The organism is Mucilaginibacter rubeus, from assembly GCF_003286415.2.
Taxonomy (GTDB): domain Bacteria; phylum Bacteroidota; class Bacteroidia; order Sphingobacteriales; family Sphingobacteriaceae; genus Mucilaginibacter; species Mucilaginibacter rubeus_A.
In genome coordinates this window covers 855,777-877,097 of the sequence record NZ_CP043450.1, presented here as the reverse complement: position 1 = coordinate 877,097, position 21,321 = coordinate 855,777, and the positions used below count along the sequence as shown (strand labels likewise).

General features: G+C 44.3%; 12 protein-coding genes. 8 read left to right on the top strand and 4 right to left on the bottom strand.

What is annotated here, in order from left to right; all coding sequences use genetic code 11:
- Nucleotides 1-4 precede the first annotated feature (4 nt).
- From DEO27_RS03495 to DEO27_RS03480, 4 genes are all read right to left on the bottom strand, one after another.
- On the bottom strand, nucleotides 5-3,913 hold the full coding sequence (locus tag DEO27_RS03495; RefSeq protein WP_190295308.1) for a TIGR02594 family protein: 3,909 nt from the start codon (nucleotides 3,911-3,913) through the stop codon (nucleotides 5-7).
- A gap of 29 nt (nucleotides 3,914-3,942) precedes the next feature.
- Nucleotides 3,943-7,863 (bottom strand): PKD domain-containing protein, encoded by a 3,921-nt coding sequence (locus DEO27_RS03490; protein ID WP_112569778.1) that lies wholly within the window; start codon nucleotides 7,861-7,863, stop codon nucleotides 3,943-3,945.
- A 140-nt stretch (nucleotides 7,864-8,003) separates the two neighbouring features.
- On the bottom strand, nucleotides 8,004-8,903 hold the full coding sequence (locus DEO27_RS03485) for a hypothetical protein (RefSeq protein WP_112569776.1): 900 nt from the start codon (nucleotides 8,901-8,903) through the stop codon (nucleotides 8,004-8,006).
- On the bottom strand, nucleotides 8,900-9,958 hold the full coding sequence (locus DEO27_RS03480) for a hypothetical protein (RefSeq protein WP_112569774.1): 1,059 nt from the start codon (nucleotides 9,956-9,958) through the stop codon (nucleotides 8,900-8,902). The genes DEO27_RS03485 and DEO27_RS03480 overlap by 4 nt, the downstream gene beginning before the upstream one ends.
- 637 nt (nucleotides 9,959-10,595) lie before the next feature.
- On the opposite strand from DEO27_RS03480, the gene DEO27_RS03475 reads away from it, so the two are divergent.
- The 8 genes from DEO27_RS03475 to DEO27_RS03440 all read left to right on the top strand — a co-directional run bounded on the left by DEO27_RS03475 (nucleotide 10,596) and on the right by DEO27_RS03440 (nucleotide 21,299).
- Nucleotides 10,596-10,790, top strand: a complete 195-nt coding sequence (locus DEO27_RS03475; protein WP_112569770.1) for a hypothetical protein — start codon at nucleotides 10,596-10,598, stop codon at nucleotides 10,788-10,790.
- 267 nt (nucleotides 10,791-11,057) lie between these two features.
- Complete coding sequence (locus DEO27_RS03470; protein WP_112569768.1) at nucleotides 11,058-13,718, top strand: lanthionine synthetase LanC family protein; 2,661 nt, start codon at nucleotides 11,058-11,060, stop codon at nucleotides 13,716-13,718.
- 3 nt (nucleotides 13,719-13,721) lie between these two features.
- Nucleotides 13,722-14,156 (top strand): MauE/DoxX family redox-associated membrane protein, encoded by a 435-nt coding sequence (locus tag DEO27_RS03465; RefSeq protein ID WP_112569766.1) that lies wholly within the window; start codon nucleotides 13,722-13,724, stop codon nucleotides 14,154-14,156.
- A gap of 87 nt (nucleotides 14,157-14,243) precedes the next feature.
- Entirely contained in the window at nucleotides 14,244-14,519 is a 276-nt protein-coding gene (locus DEO27_RS03460; protein WP_112569764.1) for a hypothetical protein, read from the top strand.
- Nucleotides 14,520-15,032: 513 nt separating this feature from the next.
- Complete coding sequence (locus DEO27_RS03455) at nucleotides 15,033-16,085, top strand: hypothetical protein (RefSeq protein ID WP_112569762.1); 1,053 nt, start codon at nucleotides 15,033-15,035, stop codon at nucleotides 16,083-16,085.
- Nucleotides 16,085-16,981 (top strand): hypothetical protein, encoded by an 897-nt coding sequence (locus DEO27_RS03450; protein ID WP_112569760.1) that lies wholly within the window; start codon nucleotides 16,085-16,087, stop codon nucleotides 16,979-16,981. The genes DEO27_RS03455 and DEO27_RS03450 overlap by 1 nt, the downstream gene beginning before the upstream one ends.
- On the top strand, nucleotides 16,974-17,828 hold the full coding sequence (locus DEO27_RS03445; RefSeq protein ID WP_112569757.1) for a hypothetical protein: 855 nt from the start codon (nucleotides 16,974-16,976) through the stop codon (nucleotides 17,826-17,828). The genes DEO27_RS03450 and DEO27_RS03445 overlap by 8 nt, the downstream gene beginning before the upstream one ends.
- An 18-nt stretch (nucleotides 17,829-17,846) precedes the next feature.
- Nucleotides 17,847-21,299 (top strand): RHS repeat domain-containing protein, encoded by a 3,453-nt coding sequence (locus DEO27_RS03440; RefSeq protein WP_112569755.1) that lies wholly within the window; start codon nucleotides 17,847-17,849, stop codon nucleotides 21,297-21,299.
- Nucleotides 21,300-21,321: the final 22 nt, after the last annotated feature.

The window sequence follows — 21,321 nt, the reverse complement described above, 5'->3', positions numbered from 1 at the left end:
TATTTTATTGCATTCTAACTCCCCTTGGTATGCCAGTCATTGAAGGTAACGTATACGAAGGTACAAACCCGGAGGGATAATTAAACTTCAAAATAGAAATCGGAAAAGACTCATATGATACGGCATCTCCCTGGTTGCCACCCAACATTACAACCCACCCAGGCCGATCAGCATCAGTTGCTACAATAAGTCCAACGTGACCGCCTCCTTTTCTTTCACGACTTCCGACACTACCAAAGGCAGGTCGATTTAGCTTTTGTCCAAAATCCCGCCAATTTAAGGCCAAAGCTGGATTTTTTGGTCGGCCTGTTATTCCCGCGCTTTTCATAGACCAATTTACAAAACAGCCACACCATGGTAAGCCGGTTCCTGATAAGCCAGCAGTTGCGAGATATTTATCAACATCGGGGCCATCATTATGGCCTGTGGCTTCCTTTACTCCTAACTGACTTCTTGCAAAGTTTACCCAAGGTGTCCCACCTTGACCTTGATTATTACCTTGTGCTGCATTGTTTAAATTTATAGTATAAGGAACCCATACAGTCCCGGCTCCTTTGCGAGCATAATCAAGCGAATATCCTCCTGGAGCATAATATGTTAATTTGCCTGTTATAAAGTCTATTCCAACGTTCTTTTTCAACAAAAGGTACGTTAGCTCCTCGGTACTCATTAAATTATTGTTTGCTCCCGCCTGATAGACCAAAGTACAACCGCTGCCGCAACTGCTTCCTGGTCCGGAACCACCGCCGCCTGATCCATTAACATCGTTTGTAAGCCAATTACCCCCGCCATCCATATTCCACATATTATCAGTACCACGTAGTCTAAATGCCGTGGTCATTTTCGCATTGAAATAAGGATCAGAGAAAGGACTCGCAACTGATGCTCCTGGATTACTCATAAAGGAATAATACAGCGACTGAGCATAATCTCCATCCGGGTCATTCATCATGATCGGATTATTGTTAGCATACTGATAAACCGTCATGGATTCAGTCTCTTCCGCCATCGGGTCTGCGGCTACAAAACGCCCCAAAGCCGCATCATAATTCCGGTTCAGCGTCTGATAATAATCAGGGGAGTTACTGTAGTCATTCTGCCATTCGCTGCCGCCGTTATACAGGGTTTTATTAGGACTTGTGGGCAGTATAGTTGTACTGGTCATGGACATGCCCGTACCATAATAACTATTCTCCTGTCTTACTACCGGTACGCCAGCTGTTGCACTTTCCTCAAAGCTGATCCTGGCATTTCCCTGTTGATCGGTGATGATGTATTCGGGTTTTAAAGAACTTCCCGTGTTGCGCACCCGACCTTCCGGCATCGGGAAATAACTGAGGGAGTTGCCAATATACACAAAGCCGTCAATATAATCTGTAGTAGTCCCCAAAACACCATTATCGTACTGTTGCTTTCGAATCAGCGCACCAGAGGCGTCATAGGTATAATCAAGGTGCCTGTTGGTACCGGAACTTACCGTAATCACATTGGTCTTGTTCAGGTCATTATAGGTGATTCCGAGTACTTTGTAAGGATCGGCCGTTAGGTTGCCCACAGCATCGTAGGTATAGCTTCCAGCACCTCCAACAAACCCGGCACTATTACCACTGGCATCCACTACAGATTTCAGCTGATTGGGGTTCGCGACATCATATGTATAGGTTAGGTTATCAATGGTTGACACCGAGGAGCCACCTGGAGTGGAGCTTTTTCTGGTCAAGGTTTGAATATTCCCGTTAAAGTCATAAAGCCCCACATTTTCATCAAAGCCCCCAACGTTGCTTCCGAAAGCGCCTGTAGATGCTGTTGCCCGTTCGGCGTAACTTTCGCCTTTATAGCGATTTGCGGCATCGTAAGTATATTTATAGCTCCGTTCAACACTGCTTGTGCCGCTTCCGTCTTTGCTCATCCATTTTATCGCAGATAGGTTGCCGTTATAATAAGCGGTATTGCCAATATTGGCATCTGCATTATCATACAGGAACTGCATCCCGAAAAGATCATTACTGTCATCATTGGTATAACCGGTGCCGTTATCCGCGCTCAGTTTACTGTTATTGATACTAATTAAATTTCCCCTAATGTTGTAACGGTAATCTACCGACTGAAGATAGTTTGTCTGAATTGAAGCAGAAAAAGTAGAGCCCGCCGGAACTGAGAAATTTTCAGATAACGTAATGCTTTGAGAAGCTACAAATGCATTGGTTCCGCTGTAGGTGGCTTTCAAATCAAGGGTTTGAGGTATTATTCCGCTGTTAATCAAACCCAGGTTTTTCTCTACCAATTGTCCAAGCTCATTGTAAACATAGGAAGCTATCCTGATAGCTGTCCCGCCATTATAGCTCTGGTCGATACTGTTAACCCGTCGCGTAGGATCATACCCGATAGTGGTTATAACAGAAGTTGTATTGCCTGCCACCACTTTCGCCACTTTTGTTTGTGTGGGGCTGCCGGCGAAATCATACACATTGGTCTTACTGTCGCTTACTGTTGTGGTCAGCTGGTTATTGCTTTTGGTTTGTATCGGCCTGCCGTTACTATCATAAAAAGTATAGCACACCAACCAGGTACCCGCTGTGATGCCATTGCCGACTGTCGTTTTCCGCGTCATGGTGGGCACCCCCCGGAGGGTTGCCGTAGTCTGGGCGTTTTCGCCGGTCAGCCCGCCGGGACTGGTATAGGAATAATCATCCGAGCCCGACATGTCCATATCGTAATTGTCGAAATAGACATATGTGAGAGGAGTGATACCACTCGAAGGGAAAGTGTTATTCGAATAGTAACCTGTCAAAGCTATGCTGTTACGGGTTTCGTACCAGTAGGTATTATAGGTAGTGTTGCCATTCACCGCGGTTTGCATGGCACTTGCCGAATAATGGTTGGGATCGGTATAAACACCGCTGCTTACCGGGTGGTCCTTCGCATCATATTTGGTATAGTACCATTTATAGCTTGTTGCCATCTGTGCGTCCTGTACCAGTACTGGCCGGTTGAGCGGGTCATAAATGATATTGACCAGGCCCTTGGTTGGTATCAATTTTTGATTAACGCGTCCCTGGTTATCGTACCAATATTGGAAGATCAACTTATTTACTCCTGCTTGTGCCAGGCTGTAATTTCCTGCCGTTACCATCAGGTCGAGCGCCTTGGGCGGTACTACATAGCTCACCTGCCCGGCGCTGTTATAAATGTAATAGGTATCCTGGTACTTACCTGCAGTTTCGGTATATTCCCGTTTAAGGATCAAACGACCTGTCGCGTCGTTAAAAGTTGCAACCTTTTTTTGATCCTCATCCGTAGCTTCGGTAACCGATAATTTTGTGGCCGCATAATTTCCGGTATTCGCACCTGCTGCACTCCAGACAATGATATTGCCATCGCCGGAATTGTTGGAACGGTAGTTTATATTTTTGGAATGCTGTCCGACCTGGTAGCCGTTACCGACTTTGCCTGCCAGTAATAGTCGCTGGGAAGGATCATCACTATAAAAAACCTGCGAATAAGGATTGCTGTCGTCAGCTACTTTATCCGCTAAGCCATTACTATAAAAGGCAGATTGCTCAGTAGTAAGTGCATTAGGGCGATAAACACCGGAACTGCCTGTCGCCACATAGGGTAGGTAGCTGATGGTTTGCTGTCCTAAGGCATTGAAAGCATAGGGCTGGATGATGTCGTTACCGGCAGGGCTGGATTTTACCGCGATGGTTTGTAAAGCCTGGCCAAGACCGTCATAATAGCTCCTGATCACCTGCCTGTCAGCGATGCCAAGCAGCGGAATATCAGCATCTGTATACACAGCTTGCCTCTTGATAATATCCTGTTGTACAAAACCGGGCGTTTGCCCTTCAGCTGTATTATTTAGCAGGAAAAGCGTTAATACCGCCAGTGAAATAATGCAAGATCCTCTGTACATTATTCCTTTAAATATGATAAGGTTCTTCATTATTGTGGAAGTGCATTTGCGCAATTAGGTTTGTATACGGTGAAATACAGCGAGCCTGATGTGGTAAGGTTACTGCTCAGGAAGGCATAGGTATTGGTATTATGAACATCATAATCACGGCAGACGTTCAATTTACCAGTCAAGTATACACAACCATAACCAGAGTCTGTTGATGAATTGTATTGCGTTCCGCCGCCCAAAGTAACGGTTATCGTGTAGGTGCCCAGTGGCAACTGGTAACCTTCCAATTGCGCCCCGGTCAGGTTTATAGTAGTGCTTCCATTGTTGAAGGCGACATTTGTGATACTGCCGTTGCTGGTCGTGTAATTGGTATAATGCAAAACAACATACGTGGGTGGTGGCGGAGGCGTGGTAATGGTTACGGATGTAGTTACGGTTTGTGTACCGTACAGCGGGGATGTAGCCGTCAACGTTATGGTATAGGTGCCTGTTGCGGAATAAGTATGTGTTGCATATCCTGTAGAAGTTGTTGCTGTTCCCCCATCGCCAAAGTTCCACTGGTATACGACCCCGGTATTCGTACAGTTGGTATAGCCGGAAGTATTAATGGAAATAGCTGAGCCTGTATAGAGGTTGTATCCTTGTGCCGTCACGGTTAGAGGCAGAGGATTTTGCTGGTCACCAGGTGTTACATATGTATTTCTCGATAGCAAATTTTTGTCCTGGTCATAGGTGTAAAGCAACCTGCCCCATATGTCATTGGTATAATAGGCTGAGATCCCATTGGTGTTTGTCTTGCATCTCAGCGCGAACGTAGATGGATCATAGTTGTAAGTGGTTACTTCGCAGTTCTCTGGGTAGAAGAGAATGTCGTCTACCGTAACATTGACATTATTGGAAAAACCGAAAGTAAATGACGAAGGCACACCTGACATTGGTATGGTAAACGAATAATATTTCCAGCCGCCTGTACCGGCATAGGTTTTGGTAATGGTAGAAATACCTGTCAGGTTCATCGTGAGGGTAACGCTGCCTACAGGTGCATTCGCCCAAAATGAAAAAATATAATTTGCCGCCTGGGCATTCTTTTGCAGGGCTTTGGAAAAGGCGACACCGCTATTCATGGGTATGGCATTTCCACTATGGCCAACATTACTTACGGGTATAGCTGTGCCGACATCGAAAGCAGTTCCCTGTACCAAAGGGCAATCAAAGTCCAGGAAGCCAACTTCACCCGTTGCTGCATTGGAGAAAGTGGCCTCGACGGTGTTGGTCAGGTAATTGGTTACTGTTGTACTTACATGTTTATGCGCATCATCTACGGTTGCGAGGTTTCCGAAATAGTCGTATGTAAGATAGTTTGTTGCTGGAACATACCCGCTATAGAATGCCGGTGTACCTGAATTGATCTGGTATGGTGTAAAAGCAGCATCGCCATCGGCCGAAAAGAATTTAAGTGATTGCGCTGGCATATAACTGGTTACCCCTCCGATTGCAAAGGCCCCGAAACGGGTCAATGAAGCGGATACTGTTTTGGTAGTTCCACCTGCCGTAACCTGCTGATAAGTTTCGACAGGAAGGTTTATATTGAGGGCTTTGAGGTTATTGAGCGCCACAACATCAGCGTTGGTTCCTGAGGTTGTGAAATCTTTAATGTACTTAATGTTGTTGGTCAGCACGCTCCCATCGCTGTTCGTGGTGCTTTGCTGGATCAGTTTATGTTGGGTAGTATTATAGGCATAGGTAACCGAAGACGTTTTATAAGTCGTTGAACCAGGACTATCATATACCAGGTTCGTTTGCGTCGCTTGCAGTTCACCAGTAGAGGTATAAATACCATACTTGCTGTAGGCTCTGACGGTCAGGCCACCATTGACGTTGTCATCGATTTCGAGCGCAGGAATAACAAACGGTGTTGCGGTACGCAGATACGAATAAGTGGTTTCACTTACTTTTAGCTGATCCCCGCTGAAGGTTGTTTCTTTTACAGGCAGCCCCCTTTCAAAATCATAGTTGCCATTTGGCGCAAAAGGATAAGAACCAGTATAGTTTTTTACCGGCCCATAGCTGGAAGCGCAGTTTGTCCGTGCGGCATAATTAATTGTAGGCAACCATTCTGTTGTACAGCCACTACAGGCTGGGGCAGCACCATTGTCCCAGTTCATTGCGGGCAGGTAAACCTGGGTCAGCTTAGAACCGGCCCCGTTGCTGCTTTCATACACATACTCATACATGATGGAATGGCTTTCAGCCGAAAGATCCGTTTCCGAACGGATGGTGGAATAATTCCAGTAGTCATTCCCTGTGGCAGTTCCTGAATAGGGGGTAGTAAAAGCGAACTGCGGCAGGGTTACCGGTTTGCCACTGGAAGGAGCGTTAATGAGTAATGAGGTTTTATAGGTATAGTTGCGTACCATCGTAGTGGCCGAAGTCACCGCGGAATCCGTGATTGACTTAACCCTGATTCCGCCGCCTTGTATTGTGGTGTTTGACGGTACGTCGAGGTAATCGTTGGGCTCATACTGGATGGTGGTATTCCCTCCCGTCGCGTAATAGATTTTGCTTAAAGACCCGGCGATAATATTACTGGCATTCACGGTACGGGTGTTGCCTGCCAGGGCATTGGCATAATCAGAACCTACTGTCGAAGATACGTTCACTGCATAACGGGCATAATTGCTGTTGGATGGATTAACAATTAGCGAAGGCAGCAGGCCGGTACTTGTACCATTGTAATAGCCCCAGTAATCCACTTTGGTGGTCGTTGAATCGCCAAGTGAGGTTGTATAATCATTTCCTGTTGATGGTATTTCATTATAATACTTAAATTGATAATTGAATGGGGAGCTGCATCCGCTGATATAGACATTCCGAAGAAATGCCCGTCTGAAATTAGTACCTGATGAATAAACTGCCGAATAATTAAATGTGTATATCTTAGCCCCCCTGGTAACATTGTTGATCACCATTTGACCGGTCGACCACTGGCTCCAGTTAAAAGTTACGAGCGGCGAATAACCATCTGTATAAACTTCGGCGATCATGCCGAGTGTCTGGGGTGTTATCGTACGCACAATATTATATTGCGCAATTTTGGTAGTGCTTCCGCTTGCTCCGCCTGTATATAAAACGATAGGATCAGAACCACTCCGGGGTTGCCCGGCGTTGTAGGTGATACTAACCCCATTGCCGTTAATATCCGTTACACTGGTCAGGTGCCAGTTGTCATAGAAATTGATTCCGTTAACAAATTGGTTGTAAGTATTTTTAAAATAGTTAATCGTTGCACCGGCAGCGATTACCGCTTTCATTGTCACAAGTTCAGGCGAAGAAAAGACGTATTTAATACCCTGATCGTTGACGATGGTGAAGCCCGTGATCACACCAGTTGTGGCGTTATAGGAAGGTGTAATAACAAGATCCTGGTATTCGACCGGCCGGAAGCCCGACAGGTTTTGGTCCCAGATCAGCTGGCAGGAAAGCCCCGGTGCACTCACATTAAAAACATCGGGCTCGGTATCAGAGTTATAAGCAAAATTGGCAGTCAGGTAGTTGATATCTGTGGTTTCATTGGCACAGGTTGTGCCATTATTAACAGGGGCAAAACTATTGATCTTGCTTTGATTGGTATTATAGATCCAGCCCGTCATTGTGGCGTTGGAATTGTCTTTTTTGCAATCATCGGGCAGGCCACGCAACTGACGGCTTACCTGGCCACCTGTTTCTACCGACCAACCAATGCCTGCGTTTCTTTCCACATCTTTGGGTTTAACGCCGCCGCCATAATACACCAGGTTTACAGGGATGGATACCCCGCCGCGCTTGACTACTTCAAGTGGGATAACGGCGCTGGCAGAGCCGTTCAGCGTGTTTACATCAACAATACTTTTTTGGGCGAACAGAGGCATCGTGCCTGATAGCATACAGAACGCCAATAGCAGAAACTGCTTTATTTTCATGATAGGTTTAATAGTAATAATTTAAGAAATCAAAATATAGACACAGGCATTTCGGCAGTTAAATACTTAACTATCAATACATAGACGAAATACTACTTCACGACTAATGTGATAAAGTTTAATTTACTGCTCTGGATATTTTATCGATTAGTTTTTAACGAAGGCAAAAAACTTTCAAGTCGCTTCAGCCGCTCTTCCGAAACCTTATTTATTAACTCCTGATCGGACAATTTTTTTTGTTGTTCCTTAATGATTTGGTCTTTTTCGATCAAATACAAGGTCAACTCTTCCACTTTCTTCAAAAGAAGCTTGTTCATTTCGCCTAGGTTCAAACCATTTTTGGTAATCTCTTGCTCCGATGGAATCTCAGGCAAATGCTGGTTCTTGTCAATATAGGTTTTAACTTCCGTTAAAGATGGAAGTTGATAGTTAGGTTTAAAAACATAATCAGGCCATTGGGAATAGAGTTTAATAGTTACGTTAGTCGCGATTACACCACCATTTACTGCGAACTTGTAACCTGTAGGTAAAGTACTCGTACCGATACTGATACCGTCGTTAAAAACTGAGTTTCCATTTACAGCGATGCCGTTTGATCCCACCTTTATTGCAAACCCAGCACCAACAAGCGGATCAACATAGCTGCCCAAATAATAATGGGATTCGCCAGATGCAGTAATGCCGCCTGCAACATCTAATTTAGTTTGCGGTGATCCTGTACCTATGCCAACATTGCCCAACCCATTGATCAGGAATTTAAGCCCCGCGGCATTTTGGACTTTGAACAGGTTGTATTGTCCGCCGTCACCAGCAATGGTCTTGATTCCGGCCAAAGTCGCTCCCCCGCCAAACCCGGCATTGACTCCACCGACCAGAAATAGCGCCCCATCATTCACATTCGAACCTTCTGTATGTACTTCCAACCCACTTGTTGGGCTTGAGGTCCCAATTCCAACGTTTCCACCGGCGGGAAATGTATTTTGCGCGAAGGCGCTTACCGAAAACAACAATGCGGATAAGGCCAGGTATAGATTTTTCATTTATTTGAAGTTTGTGATTTGAAGGCATTAAGTTGATTAGTCAGTAATTCGAGATGTTTGGTAAGCTTTTCTATTTGAGTAGCGTAATTTTGATTGATTTTCTTTTGCTCCTTTTCCACCTTGTCTTTCTCTATCAGGTACAGCGTTAGTTCCTCTACTTTCTTCATCAACAATTTGTTCATTTCTCCTAAGTTCAACCCGTTTTTTTCTATTTCTTCGGCAGACGGGATTTCGGGTAAATGTTGATTTTTGTCGATGTAGTCCTTGACTTCCGCTAAGGGTTTAAGCTTATAAGTTGACTTGAAAACGTAATCAGGCCAGCTACCATAAGACTTGATAGTTACTGACGTTGCAATAACACTACCGTTCACTGCAAGCTTATATCCTTTAGGATCTGACGTGCCAATGGCTACATTACCATCACCGCGAATGTAAAGTAACTGATTTTCGTTATTGCTATTGTCATGGTTATAGAATGAAAATCCACCAAGGGGACCGGCTCCTTGATTAGCGATAAAATCCGTCTCCCCATCACCCCGGGTCCTGTTCCAGCCCAAAACCATCTGACCAGTATTGGCTAAAAAATTAAGGCTGACCGTGTTATTTCTGTTATCTAAATTGCTCCAGTTTCCAGCGAAAACAGACATGCCGTTGACGTGTAACGCCCCCTGTGGAGCTGTTGTTCCAATACCTAAATAGCCCTTAGACGTAAGGCGCATAGCTTCAAACCAGCCGGTACTTCCATAGTTCCAAAATGCGAGGTTACTTGGTACCCCGGGTGTACTGCTTCCAATAATCCCTATCTGATCTGAGCTATCATAACCAAGATAAATACCTCGATAATTAATGTGATCTTGTATGAAAGCAGCATTGGCTTTACCCGTAGTACTAAAAGAACCTCCCGTTCCAGTTACATCAAAGACTTGATTTGGGTTTGCGGTCCCAATGCCAATAGAATTAGTAGTAGATGTTACTGTTCCGCTGGTTGTCCATTGGGCAAAAAGAAAGTTCGATATAGATACGAACAAAATTGTGATTAAGGTTAGCCTTTTCATCTGTTTAAATTATTTAATAATAGTTGTTCTTGAAAATGAGAGCCGACATGTTTGATGGGATACTATTGCGTACCTGTAAAGTTTTGCAGACGCTAAAAACCGTCACAGCCATAAAGGGATGTCGTTTATTTCGTATTCGTAATGCTTATTATTTTGATGAAGTACGCATATTGGTTTTCATCCTGGCACGGATCAACTCATGCAAAGTTGTCTTCGGCTTGTCGTCATCTATTCGTTGAGTGTAACGGGTTTTGCTAATATAGGAAAAGGGAGCCGGAAAGAAGGTGAAAGTATCATTTTCTCATTCGTGATAAGGGTAACAGTTAATTACAGGCAAATAGCGATTTGCGAAATGCGTTATTATAATACCATCGCAATATACGTATTCGACATTAAAAATCAACTGGGTGTCTTCAAAAAAGATAGTATAAACAAAAACTTGAGGCGTGGTAATCACCACGGAAAAAAAACCAGGTTGGGCAAGGTTTTTATAGCTTGGACATGCCCGTGGCGTGCTTTCAAAACATTAAAAGCTCCGAACCGCACAAATTATGCATGATATGAGAGATTGATTGTGCGCATCAGCTATCGCATCAATCTAAGCACATCGAAAAACGCTTGAAAGGCACTTTAGCCCATGCACTTAACCCGATATAACAAAAAAAACCGCCCGTTTCAGGACGGCTTGGCGCTAGGGACAACAGTAACGCTGAGACAGGAACTTGCTGTAACCTACCAGCAGGGTAACGTGCGCATAGCATTTGATAATACGGGTACCGGCGGTGCCGAAAAAACACGGAGAATAGCTATTAGGCTTTGTCTTTCAAACTAATTGTATTGACGTAATTAATTTTTCCTAAACTGGAATCAGGCAATAATAAATTAATTCGTTATTTAGGGTTGAAATGTATTAAGGCTTTGAACATCTGAACATAACGAAAAAACATTAAAAGTGAGTTGAATTATTATATTTCAAATGTATTTCCCATAATACTTCTATTTATACTAGGCAGATAGTTTCCCACCCTTTTCCCACTGTTTTTGCTTTCTTAAAGCCCGTTCCTTTGCCTGTAAAGAAACCATCTTTCATACCAGCAAAATGGAACAAATTGAATTCAGCCAGCATTATGACACAATTACTCAACCGGATAATAAAACTACCGGATCTCAATTAAACAGGCAGAATGATTACGCCTCCTATTTAGCTGAACAAGGATATGCTTATTGCATTGCTGCACCCTATTTAATTTCAGGCAACCCGAACGAAAACAACGCCTGGCTGATCCATATCAGTATTGTTCCGCAACAGTTTGACCAGATAATCACAGCGGTACTTGCATGCCTGAAACCCCTAGGCGTTTGCTTTGCTATCCCAGCTAATACAGAAGCACATAGCACCATCCTCGACGGACGGGCAGGCTTTGCGTTAACCGGGAAGGTGATCACGATCATTGCAAATACCGGCAAAGAAGCGAGGCTTATTGCTGATGAATTGCAGTCTTTGACAACAGGCATCATCGGGCCTTTGATGCCCTGCGCTTTCCACCTTACACCCGTTATCGCCGTCAGCTATGGACACCCCTTTGAACAAAACTCCCTTAACATCGCAAAAGAGGATATATTTTACGGCGCTACAATTGCTGATGAATTACTGCAAAAAATCAAATCAAACAATATGTCATGGCCATTCGACGATATCAGGCCATTGAAACCGTTAAAACAACCGCGCCTATTAAACCGGCAATACATCCCCATCGAAATTTTAAAAAAAGACCCCAAAGGCAATGTGTTCAAGGCATTGAAAATAAACCGGGTCTTTGATATGCAATGGTGCGTCATCAAACAGGGCCGGCAATACCAAAGCTTCGATAATGCCGGCCGGGATGCCAAAGACCGCCTGAAGCGGCAATTTGAAATCCACAGGCACTTTGAAACAAAAGCCATCCTTCCAAAAGCCATCTCCTATTTTGAATTGCACGGAGATGCATTCTTCGCCATGGACTACAAAGAATCCGTGTCACTAAGCGAAAAAACAGCCCAACTGAATGAGGGTCGCACCTGGCGAACCATGCCTACGGAACGAAGAAGGGAAATGATCAGTTACCTGTTACGAGTTGTCGGTATCCTCTGCATATTCCACCAGGAAGGATTTGTGCACCGTGACGTAACACCCGCCAACTTTATTGTAACCGAAACAGGGCAGGTTTTCGCCATTGATGTTGAGTTATGTTACCATATGGGGACCGGAACTCCAAACCCGCCATTCAGCTTAGGAACGACCGGCTATATGTCACCGGCACAGGAAAGCTGCAAGACACCCTCCTTTCAGGATGACATTTACAGCTTAGGCTCGCTGCTGATATCGGTACTGACAGGCATTCTGCCGAACAAACTGAACCAAATGGACCCGGAGCTGCTTACCCGTAATCTTGCTTACTTCCTGGACTCCCCTAGCCTTATCAGCATAACCGTTGCCTGCTTAAATGCGGATGAAAGCCTCCGGCCTTCCTTGGCGGAAATTAAAAGCAAACTGGAACTTTATGATATGGTGCTGCTCACAACAGACGAAATATCTTATGTTGACATATCGCATTCCTGTGATCCAGCAACTATCATTAAAGACGGCATTCAAACCCTTGCCCATATCGCTTTAGCAAACCACGCCCACTTTGCCGCTGATTTGCCGTCAGTAAGCTACGGCCGGGAAATGGCATTTGTCTGTACTGATCCGAACCGCCTGCAGCCGAATGAGTTTGCCGAAATCAGTATCCTCGCCTTGTTTACCCGGTTCTGCCCTCCTGCCGAGCATTCAACTATTGTGTCAGCGATCAACACCCGGCTGGAAAAGTCTACAGTAATCCAACTTTCTAATCTGGAAGTACAAATCTTGATGGCTGAAATATCATTGGCGGAGTTAGACACTCGACTTCGCTCGACTTTCATGAATATAGCCGAACCGCTACCGGATGATATCAGCGATGATACCCCACCCCAAACATCCGCTGGCCTCGCCGGGTTGGGTTTGAAACTATTGAACCTTATCGATCAGCAATCCGATGAACCCGATCTGCGAAAACTGGTGGAAATCGTTAAATCAATAGCCAACCTGCAACAAAAAGACGGGTCCTGGATGGGAGGCCCCGCAGGATCCGGCAAAAAAAGATTTGCAATCACCGGGTTTTCGCACGGTGTCGCGGGCATCACCTATTTCCTGCTGTGCTATTTCGCCAAATATCCTACGGGTCATTTAAAAGCGCGGATCACTTCAGCCTTAAACTGGCTTTCCGGGCAGCGCAAACCTGACCGCGGAAATTTGACGTGGCCGGTAAGCACAGAAAATAATACCGTTGATCCCTGGCTCGAACATGGGTTTACAGGCATAGCACTGACCTTTATCAAAGCCTTTGAGGTACTGGGAGACCTTCAATACCAGCAAATAGCTGCTGAGGTACTAAGATACCACCCAATACAGATCACCAGTAATTACTGCGCATTTGGTAATGGACTCAGCGGCCTGGGTGAAGTTTACCTCGAGGCTTTCCGTGTCTTCGGCGACGAAGAATGGTACTCACGTGCTACCGCTGTCCGCGATGTCCTGCTCAATTCCTGTTACCGGGAGAAAGGCATATGCTTCTGGTTAGATGGTACCCAGTTAATGCCTTCACCTGATTTCCGGACAGGCAGCGGCGGGGTGCTCCACTTCCTGCTCCGGTTTGAACATCCCGGTGAAATCAACTTCCCTTCACACCTTATTCCATAAACCATGAAAAAAGAACTGCTATACGAATTGGTCACTGCATTGCTGATACTCCTGTTCCTGTATACCGGCTTGAGCAAATTGCTGGATTTTCAAAACTTCGAGGTTGCCATGCGGTTCCAGCATTTGCCGGGATGGATAACATTCCCCCTGACCTATACCCTTCCCCTGGCGGAAATTGTTGTTGCCGCCTTAATGATACCGGATCAAAGCCGCCTGACGGGTATTTATATTTTCCTCGGCATGATGACGGCCTTCAGCTTATACGCCGGTGCGGCATTGATACACCTTTTCCCGAGAGCGCCCTGCGCCTGCGGGGGTGCCCTCCGATCGCTGAACTGGGAACAGCATTTTGTGCTCAACCTCTTGTTTACCGTTCTTGCGGTCGCAGCAATCCGATACTACCGGGCTAAACAAATGAACACACAACAAAAGCCTTAGCAGGCATAAGATATTTCTCGCGCGCGAAATCAGGTTAATACGGGTCCTGCGGTAAAACCCGTAAACAAATTTTAAACATTAAAGACCATGAAAAAGATCAGAATGGGCCTTATGGCCATCGCAGCCCTTTCGGGCGCAGGCAGTGCATTTGCGTTCAGCCCTAAGCCACAGGCTACCACTTATTACGCCAGGCAAACTGCCGGGAACGGTTTCCACTGGACCAAAACCGTTCCCAACCCGAGCACTGCACAATGTTTAACGGTGACCAGCCGCGTCTGCCAGATCTCGACCAACACGGCACCGACTGATAATCAGATCCCTGCCGGACACACATCGACTGACCACGTGTTTGTTACGCTTTAACCCCAAAAACCAACTGCCCGAATTCCGGGCAGTTGGTTTTTTTAGTATCGGTTCGGCCCCGTTGCTCTCGAGCGTCTGTAATGCTCAATTATATACGCAGAAAGTTTTTTTTGCGACGATGGAAGCCGTAACATGGAAGATTTCGATCTGATCAGGTTAATCTGCTTCCCTATTTAACGTGAGAAACCGGGCAATTTGATGTAGCTGCCCCCACAAAGCCCCCCTCCCTGTTCGCGGATGTTTCGCGGAATTATCCACAAGTGTTATAAAATAGGCTTATTTACGACCTCTAATATTTATGTAAAAGTATTTATTGCGAACAATAAATAATTATGTTTGCCGCGCCTAAGCATTTATCATATGATACTTTTTCGCCTTCGAAAAATCTTCCAATCAAAGCCTTGCAAAGGCTTGCAACTCTATCTTATCGCTGAAAAGAATTCTTAGACAGTATCTTCTTGGTACAGCTATGCGATAAAATTATATCATAATCACCTTAAACCTTCATTTATTATGAAACTTGCCTACCCATTTCTTTCAGTACTCTTGTTATTAAACGTTCATAGTTACGCACAAAACACATTTCCCGCAACCGGGAATGTTGGCATCGGCACAGCCACACCTGCAAGTAATCTACAGGTTGTAGAACCAACAACAAGTAAACCGGGTGGCGTATTAGCTCCAACCAAACCAGTTTTTAAACTTTCCAGATTAGGTACTTCCGGTTACACTTACAACGAAAGTGCGGAATTCAGAATAGGACACGGAGGTCCCAATGTATGGGGTTCACAGTTAGATTTGTTTATCAACGGCGGCAGTAATCAAAATGATATCCCCGATCAGCACGCCATGACCTGGACCTACAACGGTAATGTGGGTATTGGTACGACGGCTCCAATTGCACGCTTACATTTAGTTGGCAGCGGTGTTTCCATAGACGGTAGTAACAGCGTCAGCATCAATAACAACGACCTGGCTATTCAGGCCAACACCGGCGGACGATCAACAACTTTAGGAGCTCAGTTGGAATTCGTCATTCCCGCTAATACAGATGGTACTAATGCTTGGGGGCAGGCAAGGATAATAACCGTGGCGGGAAATGCAGGCAATGGTAACGCTACCGGGAAAATGATCTTAGGCACCCGGCGGATGTTTGATAAGTTGGGGACAGGAGCACAATGGTATTATGGGAATGATCTTACTATTGACGGCACCGGGAATGTTGGCGTCGGAACGCTAACACCCGATCAGAAGCTGTCTGTCAATGGAACCGTTCATGCTAAGTCCGTAGTGATCGACCTGAATGGATGGTCCGACTATGTGTTCAAAAAGAATTACAGGTTACCGGCCCTGACCGCGGTTAAAACTTATATCAGGGAAAATAAGCATTTGCCGGGAATTCCGTCGGAGGCCGAGATGATCAAAACTGGTCTTGATGTCAGCGAGGCTAATAAGCTTTTGCTAAAAAAGATGGAAGAAATGACGCTATACATGATTGAGGCCAAAGAAGAGATAACGATCCTGAAAAGAGAGGTTAAACAACTAAAAAGTAAACAGAATAAATAATGAAAAGAACTTTACTAACGGCATTAACTATTTCGGCCGGGGTACATATGGCGCTTGCGCAAACGAAAACGGTGACTGTGGATGCGAATGACGCTTTGAACAACAACACCAAAATTGTTGCCCAGACTTCTGTCGGACAATCTTTTTTTACCGGTCATCAAATAGGCACAGGGTATTATTATGGCGCGGGTATTTTCCGTGCCATTACTGATAATAATAACAATGCAGCCAATTATTATTATGACGGTATAACCAATGGTACAACAAATTTTAGTGTAAGGGCCGATGGTCAGGGATATTTTGCAGCAACGATTGGCATAGGCGTAAGTGCGCCTGCTGCCAGACTGCATATTTTCAACCAGTACGATGCCAATCAGACGACCGCGTTGAAGATGTTTTATCAGGGTACATGGAACACGCCGGCATACGCCAGTAATTTTCGATTTATCGACCTGAGCAGTACAGAAAACGGAAAAGTGTTACAGGTTAACGGAACAGGAGTAGGTATCGGATATGACCCGCCGGCCTGGTCGTCATCAGATAAGCTCTACATCAGCGGGAACGTAGGTATCGGAACCAATACTCCAAAGGAGGCACTTTCTGTCAACGGAAATATCCGTGCCAAACAAATCAAAGTAGAGATCACCAACTGGCCTGACTATGTCTTTAAACCAACCTATCAGCTACCATCGTTAACCGAGGTTAAAACCTACATTGATCAAAACCAGCATTTGCCTGAAATACCCTCAGAACAGGAAATCGCTAAAGATGGGCAGAACATTGGTGAGATGAACAAGCTGCTGCTAAAAAAAGTGGAGGAGCTTACTTTATACTTAATAGAGCAAAATAAACGAATAGAAAAACTTGAATTACAGATTAATAAATCTCATGAATAAGATACACATTTTTAAAGTAGTAATATTTTTATTAGGATTAATAATGGTGCCCGGCTTAGTGCATGCGCAATACTCGTATGAGTATGTTGGAGGCACCGCCCGGGTATCTTTATTAGTTGGCAGCCTCCCGCCGGATAACGATTCTAATGCTGCCAAACTGCAGATAGATGTTTTTGGCGGCGGCTGGGGCTCAAATAACACGGGCGTAACCACCTACTACGTAGGTAACCGAGGGGGGCTAATTATTCACCAGGTAACAAATGGTAATGCCACAAGTTCTTTTACAATAAAAGCCTATTCTAATCCAAATGGTAACACAGATATATATATTATCAATACCCAGGATTGGCCAGCCTTCTCCGTTAAGTCTTGTAAATTAGGCAATGGTGGACAATCACAATTACAAACCATTACCTCCCAAACACCAACAGGCACGGATATTACGCCGGCTATATTGCCGGTATTAATTACTGACGCCAATGGGAATGTTGCCATAAATACAAATGATACCAAAGGCTACAAGTTTGCGGTAAACGGCAGTGCTGTTGCAACATCAGTAACAGTTAAGCTTAATAATGTATGGCCTGACTATGTCTTCAAACCAAGCTACCAGCTGCCCTCCTTATCAGAAGTTAAAACCTACATCGACCAAAACCAGCACTTGCCCGAAATACCTTCAGAACAGGAAATTGCCAAAGACGGGCAAAATCTTGGTGAGATGAATAAGCTGTTACTCAAAAAAGTAGAAGAATTGACCTTGTATTTGATAGAAAAGGATCGAAAAGAAAAAGAACTGGAAGGTCGGTTACAAACCTTGGAACAACAGTTGAAAAGTAACGGACGTTAACCTAAATATTTTACAAAAATGAGTTATTCTGATTTCCCGAAAAACAACATACTTTATACGTGTTTGATGACCTTTGTCTTCTTACTGAAAATTAATATCGGATATAGCCAACCCAATAATCCTACCTTTGACCAAAATCCTGTTCCGCCTTCGCCGGAAGCGCAGGCTTTTATGAAATATGGCATTTATCCGGTTGACTATAGTACCGGTGTTCCCAAGATAGAGATCCCAATATATCAAATAAAATCGGGTACACTATCCTTACCCGTTAGTTTATCTTACCATGCCAGCGGGATTAAAATTAATGAGCTCGCAGGGAGTAGTGGATTAGGTTGGTCATTGAATGCCGGCGGTGCGGTATCCCGTGTAATTAATGGCATTGAAGATGAAAATGGTTTTTTGCAATATGATCATTACTCGGCATCCTATATAGATAACTATACGCCACCTTCCGGAAGCGATTATATTGCTATGTATCAATATGTCCAGGCTATAGCATTTGGGAATAATACCGGTGACGGTAGATCTGATGATTATTTTTATAACGTAGGAAACGGATTATCTGGACAATTTGTATACGATATCAATAAAACCCTTCACCAGCGTTCCTTTAGCAATAATGTCATTAATTGGACGGGCGCGACTCAAAACACCTTTGAGATCATAGGGGAAGACGGAACGCATTACCTATTCAATGATAAAGAGCTCGTTCACACGGCAAGAAGCTCTTGTCCAAGTTCCTGGTATATAAGCAAGATAATCTCCAGCGATGGCAAGGATGAGATCGATTTTGAATATAATGTCTTTCCTGGCAATGCCTACTTTACCGAATCCCAAACATTTAACAACAATAATCCAATAGCGGGAGACCCCTCCACTCAGCTTAAGATGGAGTGGCATCGTAATATTGTCACTACAGACAACTCGGTATTGATTAAGCGGATCAAATTTAAGAATGGGTCGGTCACATTCACTTATGAAGGCGGACGCAAGGATTTCATAAATAACAGATTGAGCGCTATAACAATAAATACCATCAATACCGCCGGCGCGGAGGTGCCGTTAAATAGCTATCAATTAGTACACACCTATTTCGGGGATGTAAATGCAGCAAACCCCCAATTTGCTACAAGGCTACGTTTAGATGAAATCAAAAGACTAGATAAGAATGGCCAGTATATCAACAGTTATCATTTTCAATACAATCAAATGACATTGCCTCCGATGATCGATCCGAATCATCCCGCGGGGCCAACATCAAACAGTGGGGAATTTGCGCAGGATTACTGGGGGTATTATAATGGACATCTGGAAAACAATCATCTATTGCCCTTAATTCCGACCGGAGAAGGTAGCCCCGCTAATCGGACATCGAATGAAACTTATATGAAAGCAGAAAGCCTGGAAGAAATCGATTTCCCAACCGGCGGTAAAACAATTTTTCAATTTGAGGCCAATCGTTTCGATGATTTATCGTTAGTCGGTGGATTACGGGTTAAAACGATAACCTCAACGGCTAACAGTACGGCACCGGCAATAGTTAAACAATATCAATATGGTAACGCAATATCTATAACGCCAAACGGAGAACAATCATCCTACGTTTTTCTCCAAAAATATGATAACGGTGTAGCGGGAAATTATGGAGCCTTTGATTGTCCTACTAAAGCTGTTTATTTTTCCGACCCGATTGTTCCATCCGGTTCTCATCATGGAAGTCCCGTAATTTATGCATCCGTTGCAGAATTGATGGACGATGGCCAGGCTCAGAAACAAAAGACGCTATACACCTATGATGCGGAAGCCGACCAATCCTACCCTGTTCCTGAAACCGGTAAATATGGTAATGTGACATATTCGGATAAATCATGGGCCAGGGGAAATCTCCTCAGCACAACTTATTATAAATTTGTGAACAACAACTATGTCCCGGTCAAGAATATCACTAATCACTATGACCCAAAGCAGGTAAGCACGATCAATACCGGGTTGAATTGTTTTATACAAACCCTGCATAGCCAAAACAGCGAGGGCAGAAACAATCCCGGCGGGTATCCCCTTCCTTATGCTTACCCGGCATTCAGGCCTGCTCCGCATCCCAGATATTGGGATTTTAGCTATTTTGATGTGAACGAAGAAGCTGGAATAAAAAAAGTGACCAGTACTGAAGAAATCGATTATGATGATAACGGTACCCCAACCACAGATAAAGTGACCAACCTTACTTATAATAGCCCGGACCATCTGTTCCCTACACAAAAAGATGAAACTAACAGTGACGGAACTAAGTATATTACTCAATATAAATATCCGCTGGATTTTCGTGGAACACCTCCATATGATTTAATGATAACAAATAACATACTTTCGCCAACGATCCAGGTTTTTAATTATAAAAATACAGTAAGCAACCTGCTATCCTTTCAAAAAACGAATTATGCAGATTGGGGGAATAATGTTATTGAACCGGCGACTATTGACATACAAAAAGGGAACAATCCGGTACAAACAGTATTTAATTATCTGGGATATGATGAAGCGGGCAATATTACCAGCACGGGAAAAACCGCCGGGCCAATAACCAGCTATCAATGGGGGTATCAGCAGCAATATCCCATTGTTCAAATCAAAAACGCAGCCAATACTTTAAAAACGACAGTAACATCTGTCGGAAATAGTTTTTCTATACAATTCCCTGCTACCAGCAGGGACGTCAGTACCCGGCAGTTTACGGTTGGCGCTAATGGTACTGCCAGCTTATCAATCGATTTTGGTGGTGATGAAGGCAGCGGTACAATTCGTGCGGAAGTCACTATAGGTATTACGGGGCCAAATAATTACAATTCGGGCTCTTTTTCGCTTTGTTTGGCCACCGGTACAGCGACTTGCGGAACTTATTCGTCGAGCAGGGTCTTGACCGGTTTAGCTCCCGGAAACTATACGCTGGCAGCCAGTATCTATGATGCTCAAAACTTAAGCATTCCCATTAACTTATCTGTAACTTATTCAAGCCTGGTTTCTGTTGTTTCAGGCAATAAGGATTTTTACTTCGACGGATTTGAAGAGAGCGGGGGAAACAGTGCCGTTAATGATTGCAGGACAGGGCATCTGAGTCATACAGGGGCCTACAATGTGACTTTAAATAATTTATCATCACGAAGCTATGTTTTAAGTTACTGGTTAAAAACTGGCGGCAGTTGGATATTACAGACATCTTCACCTATAAATGTATCGGGAGGGACTTACACCATTGATATTCCCAATGGACAGATAGACGATGTACGTTTTTATCCGGTGGACGCGCAGATGATTACGTATACTTATGATCCATTAGTGGGTATGACCAGCATAACGGACCCCAAAAATGAGACGACTACCTACGAATATGATAGTCTTCAACGGCTGAAGAATGTAAAAGACAAAGATGGGAATATTGTTAAACAGACCACCTATCATTACCAGGGACAATAAAAGCGGATTCTATTAAACCTTA